Below are 19,852 nucleotides of genomic sequence, written 5' to 3' on the forward strand. Positions count from 1 at the left end.
GCGGCTTGCGATGGACGCCCTGCTGCACGCGATGCAGCCCCTGTTCGCATCGGCCTTCACGCTATGGGGCTCGGGCATCACCTGGCTGGAGATCGTCGCCTTCGTGCTGGCGGTCGCGATGGTGGTGCTGAACATCCGCGTGAATGCGTGGGCCTGGCCGCTGGCCATCGTCAGCTCGCTGCTGTACTTCGCGCTCTTCTGGAACAGCAAGCTGTACGGCGACGCCAGCCTGCAGATCTTCTTCGCCGCCGTGGCCGGCTGGGGCTGGTGGCAGTGGCTGCGCGGCACGACCGCCGAGGGCGACGCCCTGACCGTGCGCACACTCGGACCCAACGGCCGCTGGCTGGCCTTGCTGGCCCTGGCGCTGGCCTACCCCGCCACCGCCCTCTTCCTGCAGCACTACACCGACACTGACGTCGCCTGGGGCGACGCCTTCCCGACCGCCGCGAGTGTGGTGGGCCAATGGCTGCTGGGCCGCAAGTTCGTGGAGAACTGGCCGACCTGGGTGGTGGTGAACGTGGTCAGCGTGGGGCTGTTCGCCTACAAGGGGCTGTGGCTCACGGTGGTGCTGTACGCGCTCTTCATCGCGATGTCGTTCGTCGGCTGGCGGCAGTGGCGCCAGATGGCGGCTGCGGCTTGAGGTGAAGCCTGCGTTCGTCATCGGCATCCTGGGTGCCGAGAGCACGGGGAAGACGCTGCTGTCGTCGACCTTGCGTGATGCGCTGTCCACCGGCGGTCGCCGCGTTGCTGTCGTGAGCGAATATCTGCGCGAGTTCTGCGACCTGCAGGGACGCACGCCGATCGAGGCGGAGCAGGCAGGCATCGCCGCCGAACAATCGCACCGCATCGACGAGGCGGCACAGACCCACGACATCGTCATCGCCGACACCACCGCGCTGATGATCGCCGTCTACAGCGAGATCGTCTTCGGCGACACCTCGCTGTATGCGTCCGCCATCGAGGCGCACCGCCGCTGCGGCATCACCTTGCTCACCGCGCTGGACATCCCCTGGCAGGCAGATGCCCACCAACGCGACGGGCCGCACGTGCGCGAGCCGGTGGATGCACTGGTTCGCGCCGCCTTGCTGAAGGCGCAGCTGCCTTATGCGGTGGTGTCAGGCTCGGGCGAGAGACGGCTTGAATCGGCGCTGCTGGCCGTCAAGCATGCACTGGACGAGTCGTCGAGCGAAGACGAGGCACGCGCCAACCCACTGTGGAAGTGGGTGTGCGAGCGATGCGGCGATGCCAATTGCGAGAGACACCTGCTGCCCCGCATCGGGTGATGCGGCTCAATGCACCCCGCTCGACCCCGGCGCCTGCTTCAGCACCTGCGTGAACAGCTCCCCCACATCCACCGCGTCGTAGTGGTATTTCGTCCCGCAGAAGTCGCAGGCAATCTCCACGTTGCCGCGCTCTTCGAGGATGCTGTCGATCTCCTCACGCCCCAGGCTCTTGAGCATGCCGCTCACGCGTTCGCGTGAGCAGTTGCAGGCGAAGCGCGGCCCGTTGTCTCCCGTCATCGGCTCGAAGCGGCGCACCGTCTCCTCCCAGAAGAGGCGATGCAGCACGGTGTCGGCATCCAGCGTCAGCAGTTCCTCGCGCGTGAGCGTCGCGGCCAGGTGGGCGATGCGGTTGTAGGCCTCGTTCAGGCCGATCTCGTCCTCGTTGCGCGCGCCGGCCAGGTTGCCCGCGCCTTCCACCGGCAGCCGCTGGATCAGCAGCCCGGCCGCCACGTTTTCATCCGCCGCGAGGATCAGCTTCGTGTCCAGCTGCTCGGACTGCAGCATGTAGTGCTCCAGCACCTCGGACACCTTCTGCAGCGGCTCGCGATGGTCGCCATGCAGCGGGACCACGCCCTGGTAGGGCTGCTGACCGGGCAGCTTGTCCTTGGGGTCGAGCGTGATGGCGCAGCGGCCCTTGCCGTGCACGTTGAGCATCTGTTCCAGCGACGCCGACTCGGGCACCTCGCCCACCACCTTGGCCGTGACGCGGAACGCCAGGTCGGGCTGCACCTCGGCGACCGCCAGCTTCACCGGCCCATCGCCGAACACCTGCAGGACCAGCGCGCCGTTGAACTTGATGCTGGCCTGCATCAGCGTGGCCGCGGCCGCCATCTCGCCCAGCAGGTGCCGCACCGGTTGCGGGAACGCGTCCTGCGCCTTCTCGCGGCGGTGCAACACCTCGCGCCAGCTGTCGGTCAGGCGCACCAGCATGCCGCGCACCGGCAGCCCTTCGAACAGGAACTTGTGGAGTTCACTCACGAGGCATCCTCCAGCTTCACGAGTCCCTTCTTGAAGCGGCGCGCGTTCAGCACGTAATGCTCGGCGCTGCGCTGCAGCCCGGCGATCTGCTCGGGCGTCAGCTCGCGAACCGCCTTGGCGGGCGAGCCGATGATGAGCGAGCCATCCGGGAACTCCTTGCCTTCGGTCACGAGCGCACCGGCGCCCACCAGGCTGTTCTTGCCGATCTTCGCGCCGTTCAACACCACGGCCTTGATGCCGATGAGCGAGTTGTCGCCCACGGTGCAGCCGTGCAGCATGGCCTGGTGGCCCACCGTCACGTGGCGCCCGAGCGTGAGCGGGAAGCCCATGTCGGAGTGCATCACCGTGCCTTCCTGGATGTTCGTGCCCTCGCCCACCGTGAGCCATTCGTTGTCGCCGCGCAGCACGGCGCCGAACCACACGCTGGCGTCGTCTTCGAGCTTCACCTTGCCGATCACCTGGGCGCTGTCGGCCACCCAGGCGCTGTCCGCAATGTCGGGGTGGAGGTCGTCGATTCGGTAGGTGGCCATGGCGGTGCTGCAGGAAAGGAAAACCTCGATTTTACGAAGCGGCTCCAAGCCCTTGCCCGGGCAGCAGCCTTCGCAGCGCCCAGCCGGTGAACGGGCTGACCGGCTCGAGCCCCAGCGTCTGGCGGATGGACGGCTCCATGGTGGCGCGCATCAGCCGCCGGAACGCCCAGCGCGCGCCGGCCGGCACCGTCAGCTTCACCACGTCGCGCAGGCACAGCTGCGCCAGGCGCCGGCCTTCCTCGGTGAAGCGCAGGTGGCGCAGCTCGTAGGCGCGCTGCCCGGCCCGCCATTGCGCCAGCGTCCGAGGCAGGTCCTCGATGTGCATGGACTCGCCCACGCGGCGCCAGAAGCCGAGCAGCAGGTCCAGCTCGGGCGGGCTCAGGGGCGTGCGGCCGAACTCATCGTTCCAGCGCAGCGGCTCCAGGAAGAAGGTGGCCAGCACGTAGCGGAAGTCCTCGGGCGTGGCCTGCAGGCCGCGGTGCACGTCGCGCAGGCGTTGCACCGCCGCCTGCCCACGCGGGCTGTCGAAGCCGTCGCAGATGAGGTCGCGCAGCGTGGCCCGGGTGCGCGCCAGGCGGGCATGCGTCTGGGCCAGGAGCTGCGTGTGGCCGTACAGGGCCGTGACCAGGTGGCCGACGCCCATCATGCGGATCAAGGCCAGGTAGGTTCCCGCGCGGAAGGCCAGCCGGTGCCGGCCGTAGTAGAGCTGTTCGATGGTGAGGGGTGCCGCCGCTTGCATGGGGGCGATGATGCCAGCGTCGATAATCCCGCGATGCCTCCCACCCTCCGTGCCCGCGCCCTTGAAGTCCTGCAGATGGTGCAGCCGGCAGACAAGGCGGCGGCCGCACGCGAGCTGCATGAGCATCTGGCCGATCACGCGATCGACCCGTCGGAGGTGCTCGCCGAGCCGGCCGGGCTGCCTGGCCGGCCCGAGCGCCCCCGCCTCGTTCCGCCCAAGGACGTGCCTACGCGCTCACCTTTCACGCCGGAAGGCCGTGCCGCATTGCTGCACGCCATCGCGCACATCGAGTTCAACGCCATCAACCTCGCACTCGATGCCGTGTGGCGCTTCAGCGGCATGCCCGAGGCGTTCTACCGCGACTGGCTGCGGGTGGCGGCCGAAGAGGCCCTTCATTTCACGCTGCTGCGCGAGCACCTGATGTCGCTGGGCCACGACTACGGCGACTTCGACGCCCATGACGGCCTGTGGATCATGACCCAGCGCACCGCCCACGACATCGTGGCTCGCATGGCGCTGGTGCCGCGTACGCTGGAAGCCCGCGGGCTGGACGCCACGCCGCCGCTGCAGGCCAAGTTCGCCAAGGCGGGCGACGCGCGGGCCGTGGAGATCCTCGCCGTCATCCTGCGCGACGAGGTGGGCCACGTGGCCATCGGCAACCACTGGTATAGACATCTTTGCGACGAGCGCGGGCTGGACGCGGTGTCGCTGTACGGCGAGCTGGTGCAGCGCTACGCCGCGCCGAAACTGCGGCCGCCGTTCAACATCGAGGCGCGCACGGCCGCGGGTTTCACGGCCGATGAGATCGGCTATCTGCTGGGCGACGGCAAGGCAGACAGCCCCGGCTGAACGCCGCGGCGATCATCGACAATGTCGAGCGCGCCGGGCCTCACAAGCGCGGGCGCTGATCCACCAAATACATCCATCTCCAGGGAGAACTGCCATGAATGTCATCGCCCGCTGGCTGACAGCCGGCCTTCTGAGCCTTTGCGCCTTGTCGGCCACGGCCTCCGCCGCCATCGACCCCAATCTGCTGCTCGAAGACCTCAAGCAGCAAAAACTCTCCAAGGACGATTTCAGGCTGGCCATCTGGATGCCCGCGGAGTTCTTCATCGCATCGAACGGCAACTCCAGCGACGACCAGAAGCGGCAACTGAGCCGCCTGCTCGACGGCTACGTCCTGTTCATGGTGCTCGATGCCCAGCTCAGCCCGATGGCCACCGTCACGCCCACGCCTCGCGCCGAACTGCTTCAGAAGACGAACCTCGTCATCAATGGTGCAGCGCCCTTGTCGCCGCTGAAGGACACCGAGCTGAAGCAGGACTTCAAGACCTTCCGCGAAATCATGCGCCCCGTCCTCAAGAACATGGCCGGTCCCACAGGTGACGCCATGGAACTGCTGGTGTTCAAGCTCCCGGCCGGCGGCCCGAAGGTCATCCAGCCCACGGTCGAGGGCCGCCTCAAGCTCACCGTCAACGGCCATGTCCACGCCTGGCGCCTGCCTCTCGGAAGCCTTCTGCCTCCGATGATGGATCCCGAGAACGGCGACAGCTTCCCGGGCAACTACAAGTTCAGCCCGTTCAGCGGCAAGCCCTTGCAACCCCAGTAACAAGACCCACCGCGTTCACCCCGGCGTCGCCAACTCCCTACATTCGGCGGCGCGAGGGGTGCAATCCCGAATGTGGCAGCCCGCTGGCGTCATAAACTCCGCCACTTGCGCGGCCGGCCATTCATGAGATGTCCGGCCGGACCACAAGTATTCCGGAGGATTCCCAGATGACGACCCTGCTGGCACGACGCCACATCCTGGCCGCTGCACTGCTTTCGAGCCTGGCCCTGGCCGGCTGCGGCAAGAAGGACGCCACCGGCTCCGCGCCTGCCGCATCTGCCCCCACCACCGCCAGTGCGCGCGTGCTCGCCGTGGGCACCGACGCTGCCTACGCCCCCTTCGAGTCCCAGAACGAGAAGGGCGAGATCGTGGGCTTCGACATCGACGTGGTGAAGGCCGTGGCCGCCAAGGCCGGCCTTGAAGTCAAGTTCGTCAACACCCCCTGGGAAGGCATCTTCAACGCCCTGAACCAGGGCGACCGCGACCTGCTGGTGTCGGCGATCACCATCACCGACCAGCGCAAGCAGACGATGGACTTCTCCTCGCCCTACTTCGACGCCGTGCAGCTCATCGCGGTGAAGGCCGATGCCAAGGTGGCGAAGTTCGACGACCTCAAGCCGCTGAAGGTCGGCGTGCAGACCGGCACCACCGGCGACGAGGCGGTCAGCAAGCTGCAAGGCAAGACCAGCACGAACATCAAGCGCTTCGAGTCCACCCCGCTGGCGCTGAAGGAGCTGGAAGCCGGTGGCCTGGACGCCGTGGTGGCCGACAACGGGGTGGTCATCAACTACGTGGCCAACAACGCCGGCGCCAAGTTCAAGACGGTGAGCGACACCAGCTTCACGCCCGAGCAGTACGGCCTGGCGGTGAAGAAGGGCAATGCCGAGCTGCTGGCCAAGGTCAACAAGGGCCTGGCCGACATCAAGTCCGACGGCACCTACGACAACCTCTACAAGAAGTACTTCGGCACGGCGGCCGCCGCCGCGTCCGCCGCCTCGGCCGCCAGCAAATAAACCTCGCGCGGAGGCCGCATGCTCGACCTGCGCTGGGACATCCTCCTCGGCTACATGCCCTTGTTCATCGAGGGCCTGTGGATGACGGTGAAGCTCACCGTCATCTCCATCGGCGCCGGGCTGCTGCTGGGCGTGGTGCTGGGGCTGGTCAGCAGCTCCAAGGACGCCCCCAAGCCGCCATCCGCGCTGGTGGACTGGAGCTGGAAGATCCTGCGCGTGCTGACGCGCGCCTACGTGGGTTTCTTCCGCGGCACGCCGCTGTTCGTGCAGATCCTGCTGGTGCACTTCGCGCTCATGCCCACGCTGGTCCACCCGGACGGCGGCCTGCTGCTCAGCGGCGACGCGGCGCGCGAGTTCCGGCAGAACCACGGCGCCTTCTTTTCGGGCGCCCTCGCACTGACGCTCAATGCCGGTGCATACATCTCGGAAATCCTGCGCGCGGGCATCCAGAGCATCCACATGGGGCAGACGCAGGCGGCCTACAGCATCGGCCTCACCTACAGGCAGGCCATGCGCTACGTGGTGCTGCCCCAGGCGTTCCGCAGGATGGTGCCGGCCCTCGTCAACGAATTCGTGACCCTGGTCAAGGACTCGTCGCTGGTCTCGGCGATCGGCCTGGCCGAACTGGCCCTGGCCGCGCGCACCGTGGCGGGCTCGTATTCGCGCTACTGGGAGCCGTACCTCTTCATCTCGGCCATCTACCTGGTTCTGACCTTGTTGTTGTCCGCCCTGGCCAAGCGGTTAGAAGCACCGGCACATCTGCGCGGCCGATAAGGGTCATCCCCTGAGTCGCGCACGCAACATGCTTAGGACGAGACCGGCGTTATCGCGCTGACTTCACCTAGCATCATTCCGCTCTCACCATCGTCGAGGAGAACACACCGTGTCGAAGAAGAAGTTCACGTCCCGAAAGAAGCTGTTTGCGCCCGCGGTCCTGTCCGGGCTGGCCTGCTTTGGCGCCTCGCCGCTGGCCTTTGCACAGGACGCGGCTCCGGCACCCGCCGCCGCCGCTTCGGCCCCCGACAAGGCGGTGACGCTCGACCAGGTGATCATCACCTCGCAAAAGCGCAAGGAAGACATCCGCAAGGTGCCGTTGAGCGTGTCGGTGGTCTCCGGCGAGAGCATCGCCGAGAACCACGTCACCGACATCACCGACCTCACGCGCAGCGTGCCCAACGTGTCGTTCTCGTCACAGGGCGGTCCCGGCCTGAGCACCATCGAGATCCGCGGGGTGAGCTCGCAGGCAGGCTCGGCCACGGTGTCCATCTACCTCGACGACGTGTCGCTGACCACGCGCAACATCTACAGCCAGGGCTCGGCCGAACCCCGGTTCTTCGACGTGGAGCGCGTGGAAGTGCTGCGCGGCCCGCAAGGCACGCTGTACGGTGCGAGTTCGCTGGGCGGCACCATCAAGTTCATCAGCAAGCAGCCCGACACCAAGACCTTCTCCGGCAGCGCGACCGCCGAGATCTCCGGCACCTCGCACGGCGGCACCAACTACATGGCCCAGGGCATCCTGAACGTGCCGCTGGTCAAGGGCAGCGTGGGCCTGCGCCTGGGCGTGCAGACGGGCAAGGACAGCGGCTACATCGACCAGGTCGACCCGAACACGCTGGCAGTGACCAACAAGGGCATCAACAGCACGAGCTGGGAAGTGGTCAAGGCAGCGCTGAAGGCCGACATCGCGCCGGGCTGGTCCGTCACGCCTGCCCTGTTCGCGCAACGCGTGAAGCCCAAGGACATCGACGCCGCCTACCTCTCGGTGGGCGACTACCAGGGCGCCAACGCCGGCGTGCCGCTGGGCAAGTTCCAGACGAGCAAGATCGTGCAGGAGCCAGCCACCGACAAGCTCGTGGTGCCCAGCCTCACGGTGACCGGCGACGTCGGCTTCGGCGACCTCACCGGCATCCTGAGCGGCTACCAGCGACGCTTCACGCGGGTGCAGGACGGCACGTCGATCAACGTGCCCTACATCGGCGACGTGATCCGCTACGGCAACACGGACGGCGATCCGGCCGCGCTGGGCCGCGATGCCACGCCGCACGATGCGCTGGGCGTGCTGGTGGGTGCCATGCCCTCGGCCGTGAACCTGGACAACAAGATCGACCAGACCTCGCTGGAGCTGCGCCTGGCCTCGAAGGACTACCAGCCCGGCGGCAGTCCCTTCACCTGGATCGGCGGCGTGTACTTCGCCAAGACCAAGACGCAGGTCATCGACGATGAGCCGATCTTCGGCATCAACGCCGCCTTCACGGCTGCGGGCGTGGACATCAACGATCCGGCGCAGTTCGCCGGCACCTTCCCGGGTGCGTTCACCGGCGACAGCTCGTACTACAGCGCGCGCCACTACACCGACAACCAGACCTCCATCTTCGGCGAGCTGACCTACCACTTCAGCCCCACGCTGCGCGGCATCGTCGGCCTGCGTGCATTGCGCGCCACCCAGCACTTCACGCGCGAAGGCGACCGCTACTACGCGGGCGGCCCGTCCAGCGTGGTGATCGACAACAACACCAACGCCACCACACCGCGCTTCGCCATCAACTGGGACATGGACCCGCAGACCACGGTCTACGGCAACATCGCCAAGGGCTTCCGGCTGGGCGCGGCCAACCGCCCCGTGCCGATGACGGCCCTGGTCGCCGCCGACCTGGCGCAGCTGGGCCTGCCGTCGACCATTCCCGCGGCCTTCAAGCCCGACAGCCTGTGGAGCTATGAAGTGGGCAGCAAGTCGCGCCTGCTGGACAACCGGCTGGCGCTGAACCTTGCGGCGTTCTACATCGACTGGAAGGACATCCAGCAGGACGTGGTGCTGCCCTCCTCCGGCTTCGACTTCGAGACCAACGTCGGGCGCGCCAAGAGCTACGGCCTGGAAGTCGATGGCCGTTATCGCGCCACCGATGCGCTGACCCTCAATGCCGCGGCGAGCATCACGCGCGCTGTCTTCGCCGAAGACCAGCCCGCGCTGGGCACGACCGACGGCACGCCCACGGGCCCGCTGAACGTGCAAAAGGGCGACTGGGTGCAGGGCGTGCCGCGCTACAGCGCGCAACTGGGCTTCGAGTACAAGTTCTACTCCGCCGGCCCCGGCCAGGCCTTCATCCGCGGCAACGGGCAGTGGACGGGGTCCAGCCACGGCAGCTTCATCCGCACCTCCACCGACCACCTCCGCCCGGGCTACTTCACCGCCGGAGCAGCAGCAGGCATGACCTTCGACAAGTGGGAGTTCTCGGTGTTCGCCAAGAACCTCTTCAACAACGCGAAGGTGATCCAGCGGCCGTCGGTGCAAGGGGTGGACGAGGCGTTCTATCTGCGGCCGAGGACGATTGGCGTCACTGCGTCATACGAGCTGTGATTTGACTGGGGCCGCTGCGGCGGCCTGAGCTTGTCACCGCGCCCCGGCTTCGTGCCGGGGTTTTGCTTTTCAGCCCACGACGAAGTAGCGCTTCAACCCCGCCAAAATCATCTCCACCGCGATCGCCGTCAGCACCAGCCCCATCAGCTTCTCCAGCGCCGACACGACCGAATCGCCCAGCAGCTTGCGGATGCGGTCGCACAGCAGCAGCACCGCGCCGGAGACGAACATCGCGGTGAAGAGCGCGCCCACCCACTGCAGCATGCGGTCGGGCTGGCGCGAGGCCAGCAGCAGCACCGTCGCCATGGCCGACGGCCCGGCCAGCAGCGGCACGGCCAGCGGGAAGATCAAGGGCTCACGGCCTTCGGGCGTGCCGTACACGCCGCCTTCGTGGCTGAAGATCATGCGGATGGCGACCATCAGCAGGATCACCCCACCGGCCACTTCCAGCGAGCGCTCCGACAGGTGCATCACACGCAGGAAGCCGTCGCCCAGGAACATGAAGGCCAGCAACACGCAGAACGCGATGGACACCTCGCGCACCGCCACGCGCTTGCGCCGCTCCGGCGCGACCGTGCGCATGATGGGAATGAAGACCGGCAGGCTGCCCAGCGGATCGAGCACCAGCAGCAAAAGAATGAGGGCCGAGACGAAGGTGTGATCCATGGGCGGGAATTGTCGCGCAAGACCTGAGGTCGGCGTAACTGGCCTAGACCAGTTTCCTCACTCGCCCATGACAATTCCTTCACGCCGCGGGTCTGCTCCTCCGAACCATCCGGCCTGTCCATCCTTCGAGGTGCGCTGGATGCCCTGCAGCCCGCTGGTCTGGGTCATCACCTTCACCTCGTGGCCCTTGGCCTTCAAGGCATCGACCAGCGCCTGCGACGCCCGCCCATCCTCCAGCTCCGTCGGTCCGTTGCGCGAGCCGAAGTTCGGCAGCGAGATCGCCTCCTGCACGTTGAGCTTCCAGTCCAGCGTGCCGAACAGCACCTTGGCGGTGTAGTTGATGATGGCCGAGCCGCCGGGCGAGCCCACGCTCATCACCAGCTTGCCGTCGTCGCGGTTGAACACCAGGATGGGCGACATCGACGACCTCGGCCGCTTGCCGCCCTCCACCCGGTTGGCGACCGGCACGCCGTTCTCGCTCGGCGTGAAGGAGAAGTCGGTCAGCTCGTTGTTGAGCATGAAGCCGCGCACCATGATCTGCGAGCCGAAGACGTTCTCGATGGTCGTCGTCATGGCGATGGCGTTGCCGAAACCATCCACCACCGAGATGTGCGAGGTGCTGGGCAGCTCGGGGCTGCGGTCGTTCGCCAGGGCCACCGGCTGCGGAACCGGGGCGCCGGGCTGGGCCTTGCCCATGCTGCGGTCGGTGATGAGACGGCCTCGCTCCCACAGGTACTGCGGGTTCAGCAGCGCGTTGGCATTGCCGCCGGGCAGCGGCACGAAATCGGGGTCGGCGACGAAGCGGCCACGGTCGGCATAAGCCAGTCGGTCCGCCTCGGTGATGAGGTGCACGGCCTCCGGGTTCGGCTCCCAGCCGAAGCTCTGCTTGACGGGCGTGAGCATCTCCAGGTTGCGGGTTGCCATCAATCCCATGATCTGGCCCAGCGCCAGCGGACCGGACGACGGCGGCGGCATGCCGCACAGGCGCCATTGCTTGTAGTCGAAGCACAGCGGCGCGCGCTCCTTGGCGCGGTAGCCGGCGAGGTCCGCCTCGCTCAGCAAGCCGGCGTTGGTCGGATGGCTGCGCACCTTGGCGACGATGTCCTTGGCCACCGCCCCTTCGTAGAACGCCACCGGGCCGCGCTCGGCCACGTCGCGCAGCACGGCTGCGTACTCGGGGTTGCGCAGCACCGTGCCGATGGGCTTGGGCGTGCCGTCGGCTTGCAGGAAATAGGCCGCGGCGGCTGCGTCATTGCGCAGCGTCTTGCTGGCGTCGTCCTTGAGCTGCGCGAACAGCCTCGGGCTGATCTGGAAGCCGCCTTCGGCCAGCTTGATGGCCGGCTGGAACAGCGCCTTCCACGGCAGCTTGCCGTACTGCTGGTGCGCCAGCTCCAGCGCGCGCAGCGTGCCGGGCGTGCCCACCGAGCGGCCGCCCACCACGCCCTCCATGAAGCCCATGGGCTTGCCGTCCTTCATGAAGAGGTCGGGCGTGGCGGCGGCGGGTGCGGTCTCGCGGCCGTCGTAGGTCTTCACGGCCTTGCCGTCGAAGTGCACGAGGAACAGGCCACCACCGATGCCGGACGACTGCGGCTCCACCAGCCCCAGCACCATCTGCACCGCAATGGCCGCATCCACCGCGGAGCCGCCGGCCTTGAGCACCTGGAAGCCGGCGTCCGTGGCCAAGGGGTTGGCCGCGGCCACCATGAATTTGCTGGACGACCAGCCGGGCTTTTCGGTGTAGCCGCTGGCCGCCTCGGGCGCGCGCTGGGCGAAGTCGGGCACGCGGTAGTCGAGCGCACCGCCCGGGCCGGACGGCGCGGCGCACGCGCCCAGCAGGGCGGCAACGAGGGGAAGCAACAGGTGTCTGCGCAGGTTCATCAGGGTGTCTCCTTTGGCGCTGGCGATTGCACCATGTGCATCACCCGCTGCGGGTACGGAATCTCGATGTTCTCGGCGTTGAGCACGTCCAGCACCGCCAGGTTGACTTCGGACTTGACGCTGCCCTGCCCGTTCTCCGGGTCCCCGATCCAGAAGTGCATGTTCAGGTCCATGCCGTCGTTGCCGAAGCTGGCGAGCTGCACGGCAGGCGCCGGGTCTTCCAGCACGCGCGGCACGCGGCGGATGGCCTCTTCCAGCTTGGGCTGCAAGGCCCGCACGTCGGTGCCGTAGGCGATGGACACGGTGCTCGTGATGAGCACGCGCGGATCCGCCAGCGAGGAGTTCTCCACCCGCTGCGTGATGAGGATCTCGTTGGGCACGATGGACTCGCGCCCGCCCAGCGAGCGGATGACGGTGTAGCGGGTGCGGATGTCGGTGATGCGGCCTTCGAAGTTGTCGACCTTCACCATGTCGCCGATGCGCAGCGAGCGTTCGGCCAGGATGACGAAGCCGCTCACGTAGTTGGCCGCGATCTTCTGCAGGCCGAAGCCCAGGCCGACGCCGAGCGCGCCGCCCAGCACGCTGAGCGTCGTCAGGTCGATGCCCGCCGCCGACATGGCCATCAGCAGCCCGATGAACAGCAGCGCCGCACGCACGAGGTTGGCCGCGATCTTGCGCAGCGACAGGTTGGTGGCCACCGCGCCCTTGATGAGCTGCGCCTCGATGGCCGCGGAGATCCACAGGGCCAGCACCAGCACCACCACCGCCGAGAGCGAACCCTCGATCACGTTGCGCACCGAGATGCGCGCGCTGCCCATCTTCCAGGCGATGCCGTCGAGCTCCTCCATCACCACCGGCAGCACGCCGGTGACCCACAGCACCACGCCGATCCACGCCAGCCAGGACACCGTGCGCTCGATGGCGCGCATCACCCGCGAGGTGGGAAACGCCGCCGTCAGCACCCGCACCGTGAGCCGGATGACGACCAGCGAGGTCAGGATGGGAATGGCCAGCTTGAACACCGCCATCGGCACGCCCAGCGTGGGCAGCATGCCACGGGCAATGAAGGCGAGCACCAGGGCCAGCACCGGGAACAGCACGCCGTCGACGATGCGCCGGCCAAAGAGGATGGATGCCGGCTTGACCTGCGTGCCGCGCGCGAGGCGCACCACCGTCCAGGCGATGAGCAGGCAGCCGGCGATCAGGCCGGCTTCGGTCAGTGCGCTGGGCTGGAGCAGGGAGTCTGCGAGGTCTCGGAGTTCGGTGCTGGTGAGGGGACGGGACATGGGTTGTTGTTGTGCAGGAGCAATCTCAATCGACGTCGGCCAGCACCCGCAGGTGGGCCGCCACGCTGCGCGCAAGCGCGCCCAGCGCGTAGCCGCCTTCCAGGCAGGACACGATGCGTCCCTTGGCGTGGCGGTCGGCCACGTCCTTGATGCGGCGGGTGATCCATTCGTAGTCGGCCTCGACCAGCCCGAGCTGGCCCAGGTCGTCCTCGCGGTGCGCATCGAAGCCGGCGGAGATGAACACCATCTGCGGCTTGAACTCCTCCAGCCGCGGCATCCACATCGCCTCGATCATCTCGCGCACCTCGGGGCCCTTGGTGTAGGGCGGCACGGGCAGGTTGATCATGTTCGTGCCCTTGGGCACGGCGCCGCTGTAGGGGTACAGCGGGTGCTGGAAGATGCTGACCATCAACACCCGCTCGTCGCCGGCGATGATGTCTTCGGTGCCGTTGCCGTGGTGCACGTCGAAGTCGACGATGGCCACCCGCTTGAGGCCACGCACGTCCAGCGCATGGCGTGCGGCCACGGCCACGTTGTTGAAGAAGCAAAAGCCCATGGCCTGGTCGCGCGTGGCATGGTGGCCGGGCGGGCGCACCGAGCAGAAGGCGTTGTCGGCCTGGCCGTCGATGACGGCATCGGTGGCGGCCACCGCCGCGCCCGCGGCGCGCAGCACGGCGGCCCAGGTCTGCGGGCAGGCGCTGGTGTCGGGGTCCAGCGAGCGGGAGCGGCCGCTGTCGGCAATCTGCTCGAGCAGGTCCTTCAGCTCGGCCACGTACGCGCTGTGGTGTGCGAGTTCCACCTCGCGCAGGTCGACCTGGGGGGCATCGCGCATGTCCAGCGCCACGTCCAGCCCGGTGGCGCGCAGGTGGTCGGCGATGGCGTCCAGCCGCTGCGGGCACTCGGGGTGACCCTGGCCCATCTGGTGCAGCCGGCAGTCGGGGTGGGAGTAGAAGGCTGTGGGCATCTCAAGACGCGCAGTGCATACGGATTGAGCCAGCTCGAAGATTTGGGTTAACGTCAGCCGCATGCCTACACCGCTTGCAGCCCAGCTCACCCGCCTGATCGACCAGATTAGCACGATCATCGTGGGCAAACGTGCGCAGATCGAAGACTGCGTGGCCTGCCTCCTCGCCGGGGGACATCTGCTGATCGAGGACGTGCCCGGCGTCGGAAAGACCACGCTGGCGCATGCGCTGGCGGTGTCGCTGGGCCTGCGCTTCTCGCGGGTGCAGTTCACGGCCGACCTGATGCCCTCGGACCTCATCGGCGTGAGCATCTACGAGCGCAGCAAGGAATCCTTCGTCTTCCACCCGGGCCCGGTGTTCGCCCAGGTGCTGCTGTCCGACGAGATCAACCGCGCCGGGCCCAAGACGCAGAGCGCCCTGCTGGAAGCGATGGAGGAACAGCAGGTCACCGTCGAAGGCGAGACACGGGCGCTGCCGCGGCCGTTCTTCGTCATCGCCACGCAGAACCCGACCGACCAGCTGGGCACCTACCCGCTGCCGGAGTCGCAGCTGGACCGCTTCCTGATGTGCATCACGCTCGGCTACCCGGACCGGGCCAGTGAACGTGCGCTGCTGGCCGGCCAGGACCGCCGCGAGGCCATCCATGCGCTGGGCGCGATCATGACGCCCGAGGAGCTGGTGGCCGCGCAGAAGGCGGTGCTGGCCGTTCACGCCTCGGACGCCCTGCTCGACTACCTGCAGGCCGTGATCGCGGCGACGCGCTCCGGCGCCTGGTTCGTCGAAGGCCTGAGCCCGCGCGCGGGCATCGCCATCCTGCGCGCGGCCAAGGCCCGGGCCCTGCTGGGCGAGCGCGACTACGTGGCGCCGGACGACGTGCAGGCTATCCTCGTGCAGACGGCTGCCCACCGGCTGGTGCCGGTGGCCGGTGCGGGACGCGGCCGTGCCGAGCAGGTGCGCGCCATGGTGGCGGCGGTGGGATTGCCTTGACGCTGTCCATCCCCACGCCCACCGGCTTCGTCACCTCACGCTTTCGCGCCTGGTGGCAGGCCCGGCTGCGCAAGTCCGACACCCTCGTCCTCACCCAGCGCAACATCTACATCCTGCCCACGCGGGCCGGGCTGCTGTTCGCCGCGACGCTGGCCATCCTGCTCATCGCGTCCATCAACTACCAGCTCAACCTCGGCTACGTGCTCACCTTCTTGCTGGCGGGCAGCGGCATCGTGTCCATGCAGCTCACGCACAACACACTGCGCGGACTCACGCTGCACATGAAGCCGGTGCCGCCGGTGTTCGCGGGCGACGCGGCGGGCATGGAGGTGGTGCTGTCCAGCCCCTCGGGCGGCCGGCATGGCATCGGCCTGAAGGTGGAAGGGGCCGATGCCGACACCCTGACCTGGGTGGACGTGCCCGCCGGCGGCCAGGCCACCGCGCACGTCAGCTTCGTGCCGGCGGCACGCGGCCGGCACGACCTGCCCACGCTCAGCGCCGAGACCCGCTTCCCGCTGGGATTCTTCCGCGCCTGGACCATCTGGCGGCCGGCAGCGCAGGTGCTGGTGTACCCGCAGCCCGAGCGCCCGCCCGCGCCCATGCCCTCGGCCCGACCCGTGCCCGGCGGGCCCGCCCTCTCTCGCCGCACACAAGGTGCCGAAGTCGAAGGCGTGCGGGCGTACCGGCGCGGCGATCCGCTCAAGATGGTGTTCTGGAAGAAGGCCGCCAAGACCATGGAGACCGGCGGCGAGCTCGTGAGCCGCGACACCAGCGCATCCGCCCAGCACGAGCTGTGGCTGGACTGGCAGGCCTGCGGCACGCTGTCGCCGGAAGACAAGCTGTCGCGCCTGACGGCGTGGGTCCTCGCCGCCGACCGCGCCGGCGTGAACTACGGCCTGAAGCTGCCCGGCACCGACATCGGCCGCGACCACGGCGAGGCCCACCGCCGGCATTGCCTGGAGACCCTGGCGCTGTGGAACTGAGCCTGGTCCAGCGGTTCCACCGCCTGCCGCGCGAGGCGCGCGACACGCTGTTCCTGCTCGCGGTCATCGCCTGGACGGTGATGCCCCACCTGTCCCACCTGCCGCTGTGGTGCACCGCGTTGACGGCCCTGGTACTGGCCTGGCGCACCCAGCTCGCGCTGGCCAACGCGCCGCTGCCCGGCAAGTGGTGGCTGGCCGTGCTGCTGGTCGTCTCCGGCAGCCTCACGCTGTGGACCTTCCGCAGCCTGCTGGGCAAGGAACCGGGCGTGACCATGGCCGTGGTGCTCATGGCGCTGAAGACACTGGAGCTGCGTGCGCGGCGCGATGCCTTCGTGGTGTTCTTCCTCGGCTTCTTCATCGTGCTCACGCACTTCCTCTACTCGCAGACGCTGCTGGTCGCGGCGGCCACGCTGGTGTCGGTGTGGGGGCTGCTGACGGCATTGGTGCTGGCCCACATGCCGGTGGGCCAGCCGGCATTGGCGCATGCGGGCCGCCTGGCCCTGCGCACAGCGCTGTTCGGGGCGCCCATCATGGCCTTGCTGTTCGTGCTGTTCCCGCGCATCGGCCCCTTGTGGGGCGTGCCGGCTGATGGCGCGCCGACGACCGGCCTCTCGAACACCATGCGCATGGGCTCGGTGGCCGAGATCGCGCAGGACGACAGCGTGGCCATGCGCGTGCGCTTCCTCGGCCGCGTGCCGGCGCCGGAGACGATGTACTTCCGCGGGCCGGTGCTCACCGCCTTCGATGGCCGCGAGTGGCGCCCCCTGCCCCTGCAGCGCGCCACGCAGCGCTTCGACCTGCGGGTGCGTGGCGAGCCCATCCGCTACGAGATCACGCTGGAGCCGCAGCGCCTGTCGCTGCTGCCGCTGCTGGATGCCGCGGCACAACCGCCGGCGGTCGAGGGCTACCGCGTCTTCGCCCGCGACGACCTGCACTGGGAGACCGACAAGCCGGTGTTCGAGCGGCTGCGCTTCGAGGCCGTGTCGCACGTCGATTTCCGCCACGGCCTCACCGCATCGCCCGCCATGCTGCGCGATTCGCTGGAGCTGCCACCCGGCCACAGCCCGCGCACCATCGAATGGGCCCGGCAATTCCATTCCTCACCAAAGTTGGCCAATGCCGATGCCCGCACCCTGGCCTTCGCTGTGATGCAGCACATCCGCACCGGCGGCTACAGCTACACCCTGGCGCCGGGCAGCTACGGCGACATCGACCCCAATGCCGCCACCGACGAGTTCTGGCTGGACCGCAAGCTCGGCTTCTGCGAGCACTTCGCCTCGGCCTTCGTGATCATCATGCGCGCCATGGGCGTGCCGGCCCGCGTGGTCACCGGCTACCAGGGCACGGATCCGCTGCCCATCGACGGCTACTACGTCGTGCGGCAAAGCTATGCGCATGCCTGGGCCGAGTACTGGGTGGAAGGCACGGGCTGGATGCGCGCCGACCCCACGGCCGCCGTGGCGCCCGACCGCGTGCTGCGCAGCCGCAACCTGGTGCGTGCGCCGGGGCTCGTCGCCGGTGCCATCGGCACCGTGAACCCGGCCTTGCTGGCGCAGATGCGCGACGCCTGGGAGGCCGTCAACAACCGCTGGAACCAGTGGGTGCTGAACTACTCGCGCGGCCAGCAGCTGGACCTGCTCAAGAACCTGGGCTTCAGCTCGCCGAGCTGGGAAGACCTGTCGCTGCTGCTCATCGCGGCACTCAGCAGCATGGCGCTGGCCGGCGCGCTGTGGGCCTGGTGGGATCGGCATCGCGTGGACCCCTGGGTGCGGCAGATGGACCGCATCCGCCATGCACTGCGCTCGCTGAACGTGGAGGCGGCCCCGCATGAGCCGCCGCGCACGCTGGCCCTGCATGTGAAGCAGCAGTTGGGCGATGCCGCCCATGCGCTCGTGGACTTGCTGCACGCACTGGACCGTCAACGCTATGGCCGCGAGGCCGTTCGACGTCCTGACACCTCACTCACTCGACGCTTCGTCAGCACCGCCAGAACACTGCGACGAAGCCGTTGAGCGCCGATCCACTCGCTCTCTCGCTCTCATCCATGTCCGCTCTCTTCACCAGAACCGCGCTGGCCTGCATGGTCGCGCTGTCGGCCTGCGTCGCCGCCGGTGCCGTGCAGGCCAAGGCCAAGCCGCGCAAGCACAGCAAGGTGGTGCCCGACAAGGCGCCCGACGTCGTCATCTACGGCCAGCGCGAGGACGTGATGCGCTTCGCCGCCGAAGCCGCCGCGCGGCGCGAACTCGACGTGGATGCCACCCGCGCCGCGCTCGCGCAGGCGAAGTACATCCCCTCGGTGGCCAGGCTCATCATGCCGCCGCCCGCAGGCACCGCGAAGAACTGGGGCGCCTACCGCAGCCGATTCGTGGAGCCGGTGCGTCTCAAGGCCGGTGCCGCGTTCTGGAGCGCCAACGAGGCCTGGCTGCGGCTGGCCGAGGAGCGCTACGGCGTGCCGCCGGAGATCATCGTGGGCATCGTCGGCGTGGAGACCATCTACGGCCAGCAGATGGGCAGCTTCCGCATCATCGACGCGCTGGCCACGCTGAGCTTCGACTTCCCCGCGGGCCGCAAGGACCGAAGCGCCTTCTTCCGCGACGAGCTCGAAAACTACCTGCTGCTGTGCAGGCAGCAGGGGGTGGATCCGCTGTCGTGGCGCGGCAGCTACGCGGGTGCCATCGGCATGCCGCAGTTCATGCCGTCGAGCATCCTCGCGCATGCGGTGGATTTCGACGGCGACGGGCACATCGATCTGCACAACAACCCGGCGGACGTGATCGGCAGCGTGGCGCACTTCCTGTCCAACCATGGATGGCAACGCGGCATGCCCACGCGCTACGACGTCAGCGTGCCGGTGGACACGGCGCAGCGGGCGCTGCTGCTGGCGCCGGACATCCTGCCCAGCTTCACGCCGCAGGAGTTCGCAGGCCATGGTGCGGTGCTCGATGAATCCGGCAAGGCGCATCCGGGCAAGCTGGCCTTGGTCGAACTGCAGAACGGCGACGCAGCGCCGACCTATGTGGCCGGCACGGAAAACTTCTACGCGATCACCCGCTACAACTGGTCGAGCTACTACGCCTTGGCGGTGATCTCGCTGGGCGAGGCGATCAAGCGGCAGCGGCCGCCGCTGGCCAGCGAGCCGGTGCCTGCTCCCGCTCTGCCGGCAAGCGCGCCGATGGCGGCAGACCCCGTAGCAGCCGTGCCGGCGCAGAGTCCCGCATCTGCACCCGAGCCGGCGGCCAGCGCCGCGCCCGCCAGCCTCCCCGCTTCGGGCGTTGCGCCCATGCCTCCCGCCGAGCCAGCAAGCCGATAGCCTGCCGGCGCCGGCCTGGCGTCAGGAGATCAAGGTCCTGAATGGCGACGCACAAGAGCGCGATGATCTTCTGCGGCGTCTGCCGATCGCCAAGGATGTGCAGGTGAAGCAGCAGATTGGCTTGCCGGAGGATGATCTCGATCGGGAAGGGAAGCTAGAGCACGATGGCCGCGGTCAGCAGCTTGCGTGCGAATTGCAGCGTACCCTTGTGTCGGTGGAGTTCGCGAAGCGCCGTCATGGAGAGGAAAGTTCGCGGCCAAGCTTAACCGC

General features: G+C 68.2%; 18 protein-coding genes. 11 read left to right on the plus strand and 7 right to left on the minus strand.

Annotation, left to right across the window (positions count from 1 at the left end; all coding sequences use genetic code 11):
- Positions 1–10: 10 nt before the first annotated feature.
- Positions 11–640: a nicotinamide riboside transporter PnuC gene (gene pnuC, locus DZC73_RS17160; RefSeq protein ID WP_235835170.1), complete on the plus strand. Its 630-nt coding sequence runs from the start codon at positions 11–13 to the stop codon at positions 638–640.
- A gap of 1 nt (position 641) precedes the next feature.
- Positions 642–1,283, plus strand: coding sequence for an AAA family ATPase (locus tag DZC73_RS17165; protein ID WP_235835171.1), 642 nt, complete (start codon positions 642–644; stop codon positions 1,281–1,283).
- Between the two features lie 6 nt (positions 1,284–1,289).
- Here DZC73_RS17165 and hslO read toward each other — a convergent pair whose 3' ends face one another.
- The 3 genes from hslO to DZC73_RS17180 are packed head-to-tail and all read right to left on the minus strand — an operon-like array spanning position 1,290 to position 3,530.
- Entirely contained in the window at positions 1,290–2,261 is a 972-nt protein-coding gene (hslO, locus tag DZC73_RS17170) for an Hsp33 family molecular chaperone HslO (protein WP_124541567.1), read from the minus strand.
- Positions 2,258–2,791, minus strand: coding sequence for a gamma carbonic anhydrase family protein (locus DZC73_RS17175; protein ID WP_124541568.1), 534 nt, complete (start codon positions 2,789–2,791; stop codon positions 2,258–2,260). The genes hslO and DZC73_RS17175 overlap by 4 nt, the downstream gene beginning before the upstream one ends.
- A gap of 31 nt (positions 2,792–2,822) precedes the next feature.
- Positions 2,823–3,530, minus strand: a complete 708-nt coding sequence (locus DZC73_RS17180; protein WP_161974622.1) for an oxygenase MpaB family protein — start codon at positions 3,528–3,530, stop codon at positions 2,823–2,825.
- Between the two features lie 33 nt (positions 3,531–3,563).
- Between DZC73_RS17180 and DZC73_RS17185 the strand changes: the two genes are divergently transcribed.
- The 5 genes from DZC73_RS17185 to DZC73_RS17205 all read left to right on the plus strand — a co-directional run bounded on the left by DZC73_RS17185 (position 3,564) and on the right by DZC73_RS17205 (position 9,507).
- Positions 3,564–4,379, plus strand: a complete 816-nt coding sequence (locus DZC73_RS17185; protein WP_124541570.1) for a ferritin-like domain-containing protein — start codon at positions 3,564–3,566, stop codon at positions 4,377–4,379.
- Between the two features lie 94 nt (positions 4,380–4,473).
- Complete coding sequence (locus DZC73_RS17190; protein ID WP_124541571.1) at positions 4,474–5,139, plus strand: hypothetical protein; 666 nt, start codon at positions 4,474–4,476, stop codon at positions 5,137–5,139.
- A 167-nt stretch (positions 5,140–5,306) separates the two neighbouring features.
- On the plus strand, positions 5,307–6,152 hold the full coding sequence (locus tag DZC73_RS17195; RefSeq protein WP_124541572.1) for a basic amino acid ABC transporter substrate-binding protein: 846 nt from the start codon (positions 5,307–5,309) through the stop codon (positions 6,150–6,152).
- An 18-nt stretch (positions 6,153–6,170) separates the two neighbouring features.
- Positions 6,171–6,926: an amino acid ABC transporter permease gene (locus DZC73_RS17200; protein ID WP_124541573.1), complete on the plus strand. Its 756-nt coding sequence runs from the start codon at positions 6,171–6,173 to the stop codon at positions 6,924–6,926.
- A 109-nt stretch (positions 6,927–7,035) separates the two neighbouring features.
- Entirely contained in the window at positions 7,036–9,507 is a 2,472-nt protein-coding gene (locus DZC73_RS17205; RefSeq protein WP_124541574.1) for a TonB-dependent receptor, read from the plus strand.
- Positions 9,508–9,576: 69 nt separating this feature from the next.
- Here DZC73_RS17205 and DZC73_RS17210 read toward each other — a convergent pair whose 3' ends face one another.
- From DZC73_RS17210 to DZC73_RS17225, 4 genes are read right to left on the minus strand one after another with little or no spacing between them, the layout of a single operon-like run.
- Positions 9,577–10,173, minus strand: a complete 597-nt coding sequence (locus DZC73_RS17210; protein ID WP_124541575.1) for a MarC family protein — start codon at positions 10,171–10,173, stop codon at positions 9,577–9,579.
- 57 nt (positions 10,174–10,230) lie between these two features.
- Positions 10,231–12,051 carry a gamma-glutamyltransferase gene (ggt, locus tag DZC73_RS17215; RefSeq protein WP_124541576.1) on the minus strand — a complete coding sequence of 607 codons (1,821 nt, stop codon included), beginning with the start codon at positions 12,049–12,051 and terminating at the stop codon, positions 10,231–10,233.
- Entirely contained in the window at positions 12,051–13,337 is a 1,287-nt protein-coding gene (locus DZC73_RS17220; RefSeq protein ID WP_124541577.1) for a mechanosensitive ion channel family protein, read from the minus strand. The genes ggt and DZC73_RS17220 overlap by 1 nt, the downstream gene beginning before the upstream one ends.
- 25 nt (positions 13,338–13,362) lie before the next feature.
- Positions 13,363–14,301, minus strand: a complete 939-nt coding sequence (locus tag DZC73_RS17225; RefSeq protein ID WP_124541578.1) for a histone deacetylase family protein — start codon at positions 14,299–14,301, stop codon at positions 13,363–13,365.
- Between the two features lie 61 nt (positions 14,302–14,362).
- On the opposite strand from DZC73_RS17225, the gene DZC73_RS17230 reads away from it, so the two are divergent.
- From DZC73_RS17230 to mltB, 4 genes are read left to right on the plus strand one after another with little or no spacing between them, the layout of a single operon-like run.
- On the plus strand, positions 14,363–15,289 hold the full coding sequence (locus DZC73_RS17230) for an AAA family ATPase (protein WP_124541579.1): 927 nt from the start codon (positions 14,363–14,365) through the stop codon (positions 15,287–15,289).
- Entirely contained in the window at positions 15,286–16,272 is a 987-nt protein-coding gene (locus DZC73_RS17235) for a DUF58 domain-containing protein (protein ID WP_124541580.1), read from the plus strand. Before DZC73_RS17230 ends, DZC73_RS17235 begins: the two co-directional genes overlap by 4 nt.
- Positions 16,263–18,284, plus strand: coding sequence for a transglutaminase family protein (locus DZC73_RS17240; protein WP_235835172.1), 2,022 nt, complete (start codon positions 16,263–16,265; stop codon positions 18,282–18,284). The genes DZC73_RS17235 and DZC73_RS17240 overlap by 10 nt, the downstream gene beginning before the upstream one ends.
- A 32-nt stretch (positions 18,285–18,316) precedes the next feature.
- On the plus strand, positions 18,317–19,582 hold the full coding sequence (gene mltB, locus DZC73_RS17245; protein ID WP_124541581.1) for a lytic murein transglycosylase B: 1,266 nt from the start codon (positions 18,317–18,319) through the stop codon (positions 19,580–19,582).
- Positions 19,583–19,852: the final 270 nt, after the last annotated feature.

The organism is Rhizobacter terrae (assembly GCF_003852895.1).
Classification (GTDB): domain Bacteria; phylum Pseudomonadota; class Gammaproteobacteria; order Burkholderiales; family Burkholderiaceae_C; genus Albitalea; species Albitalea terrae.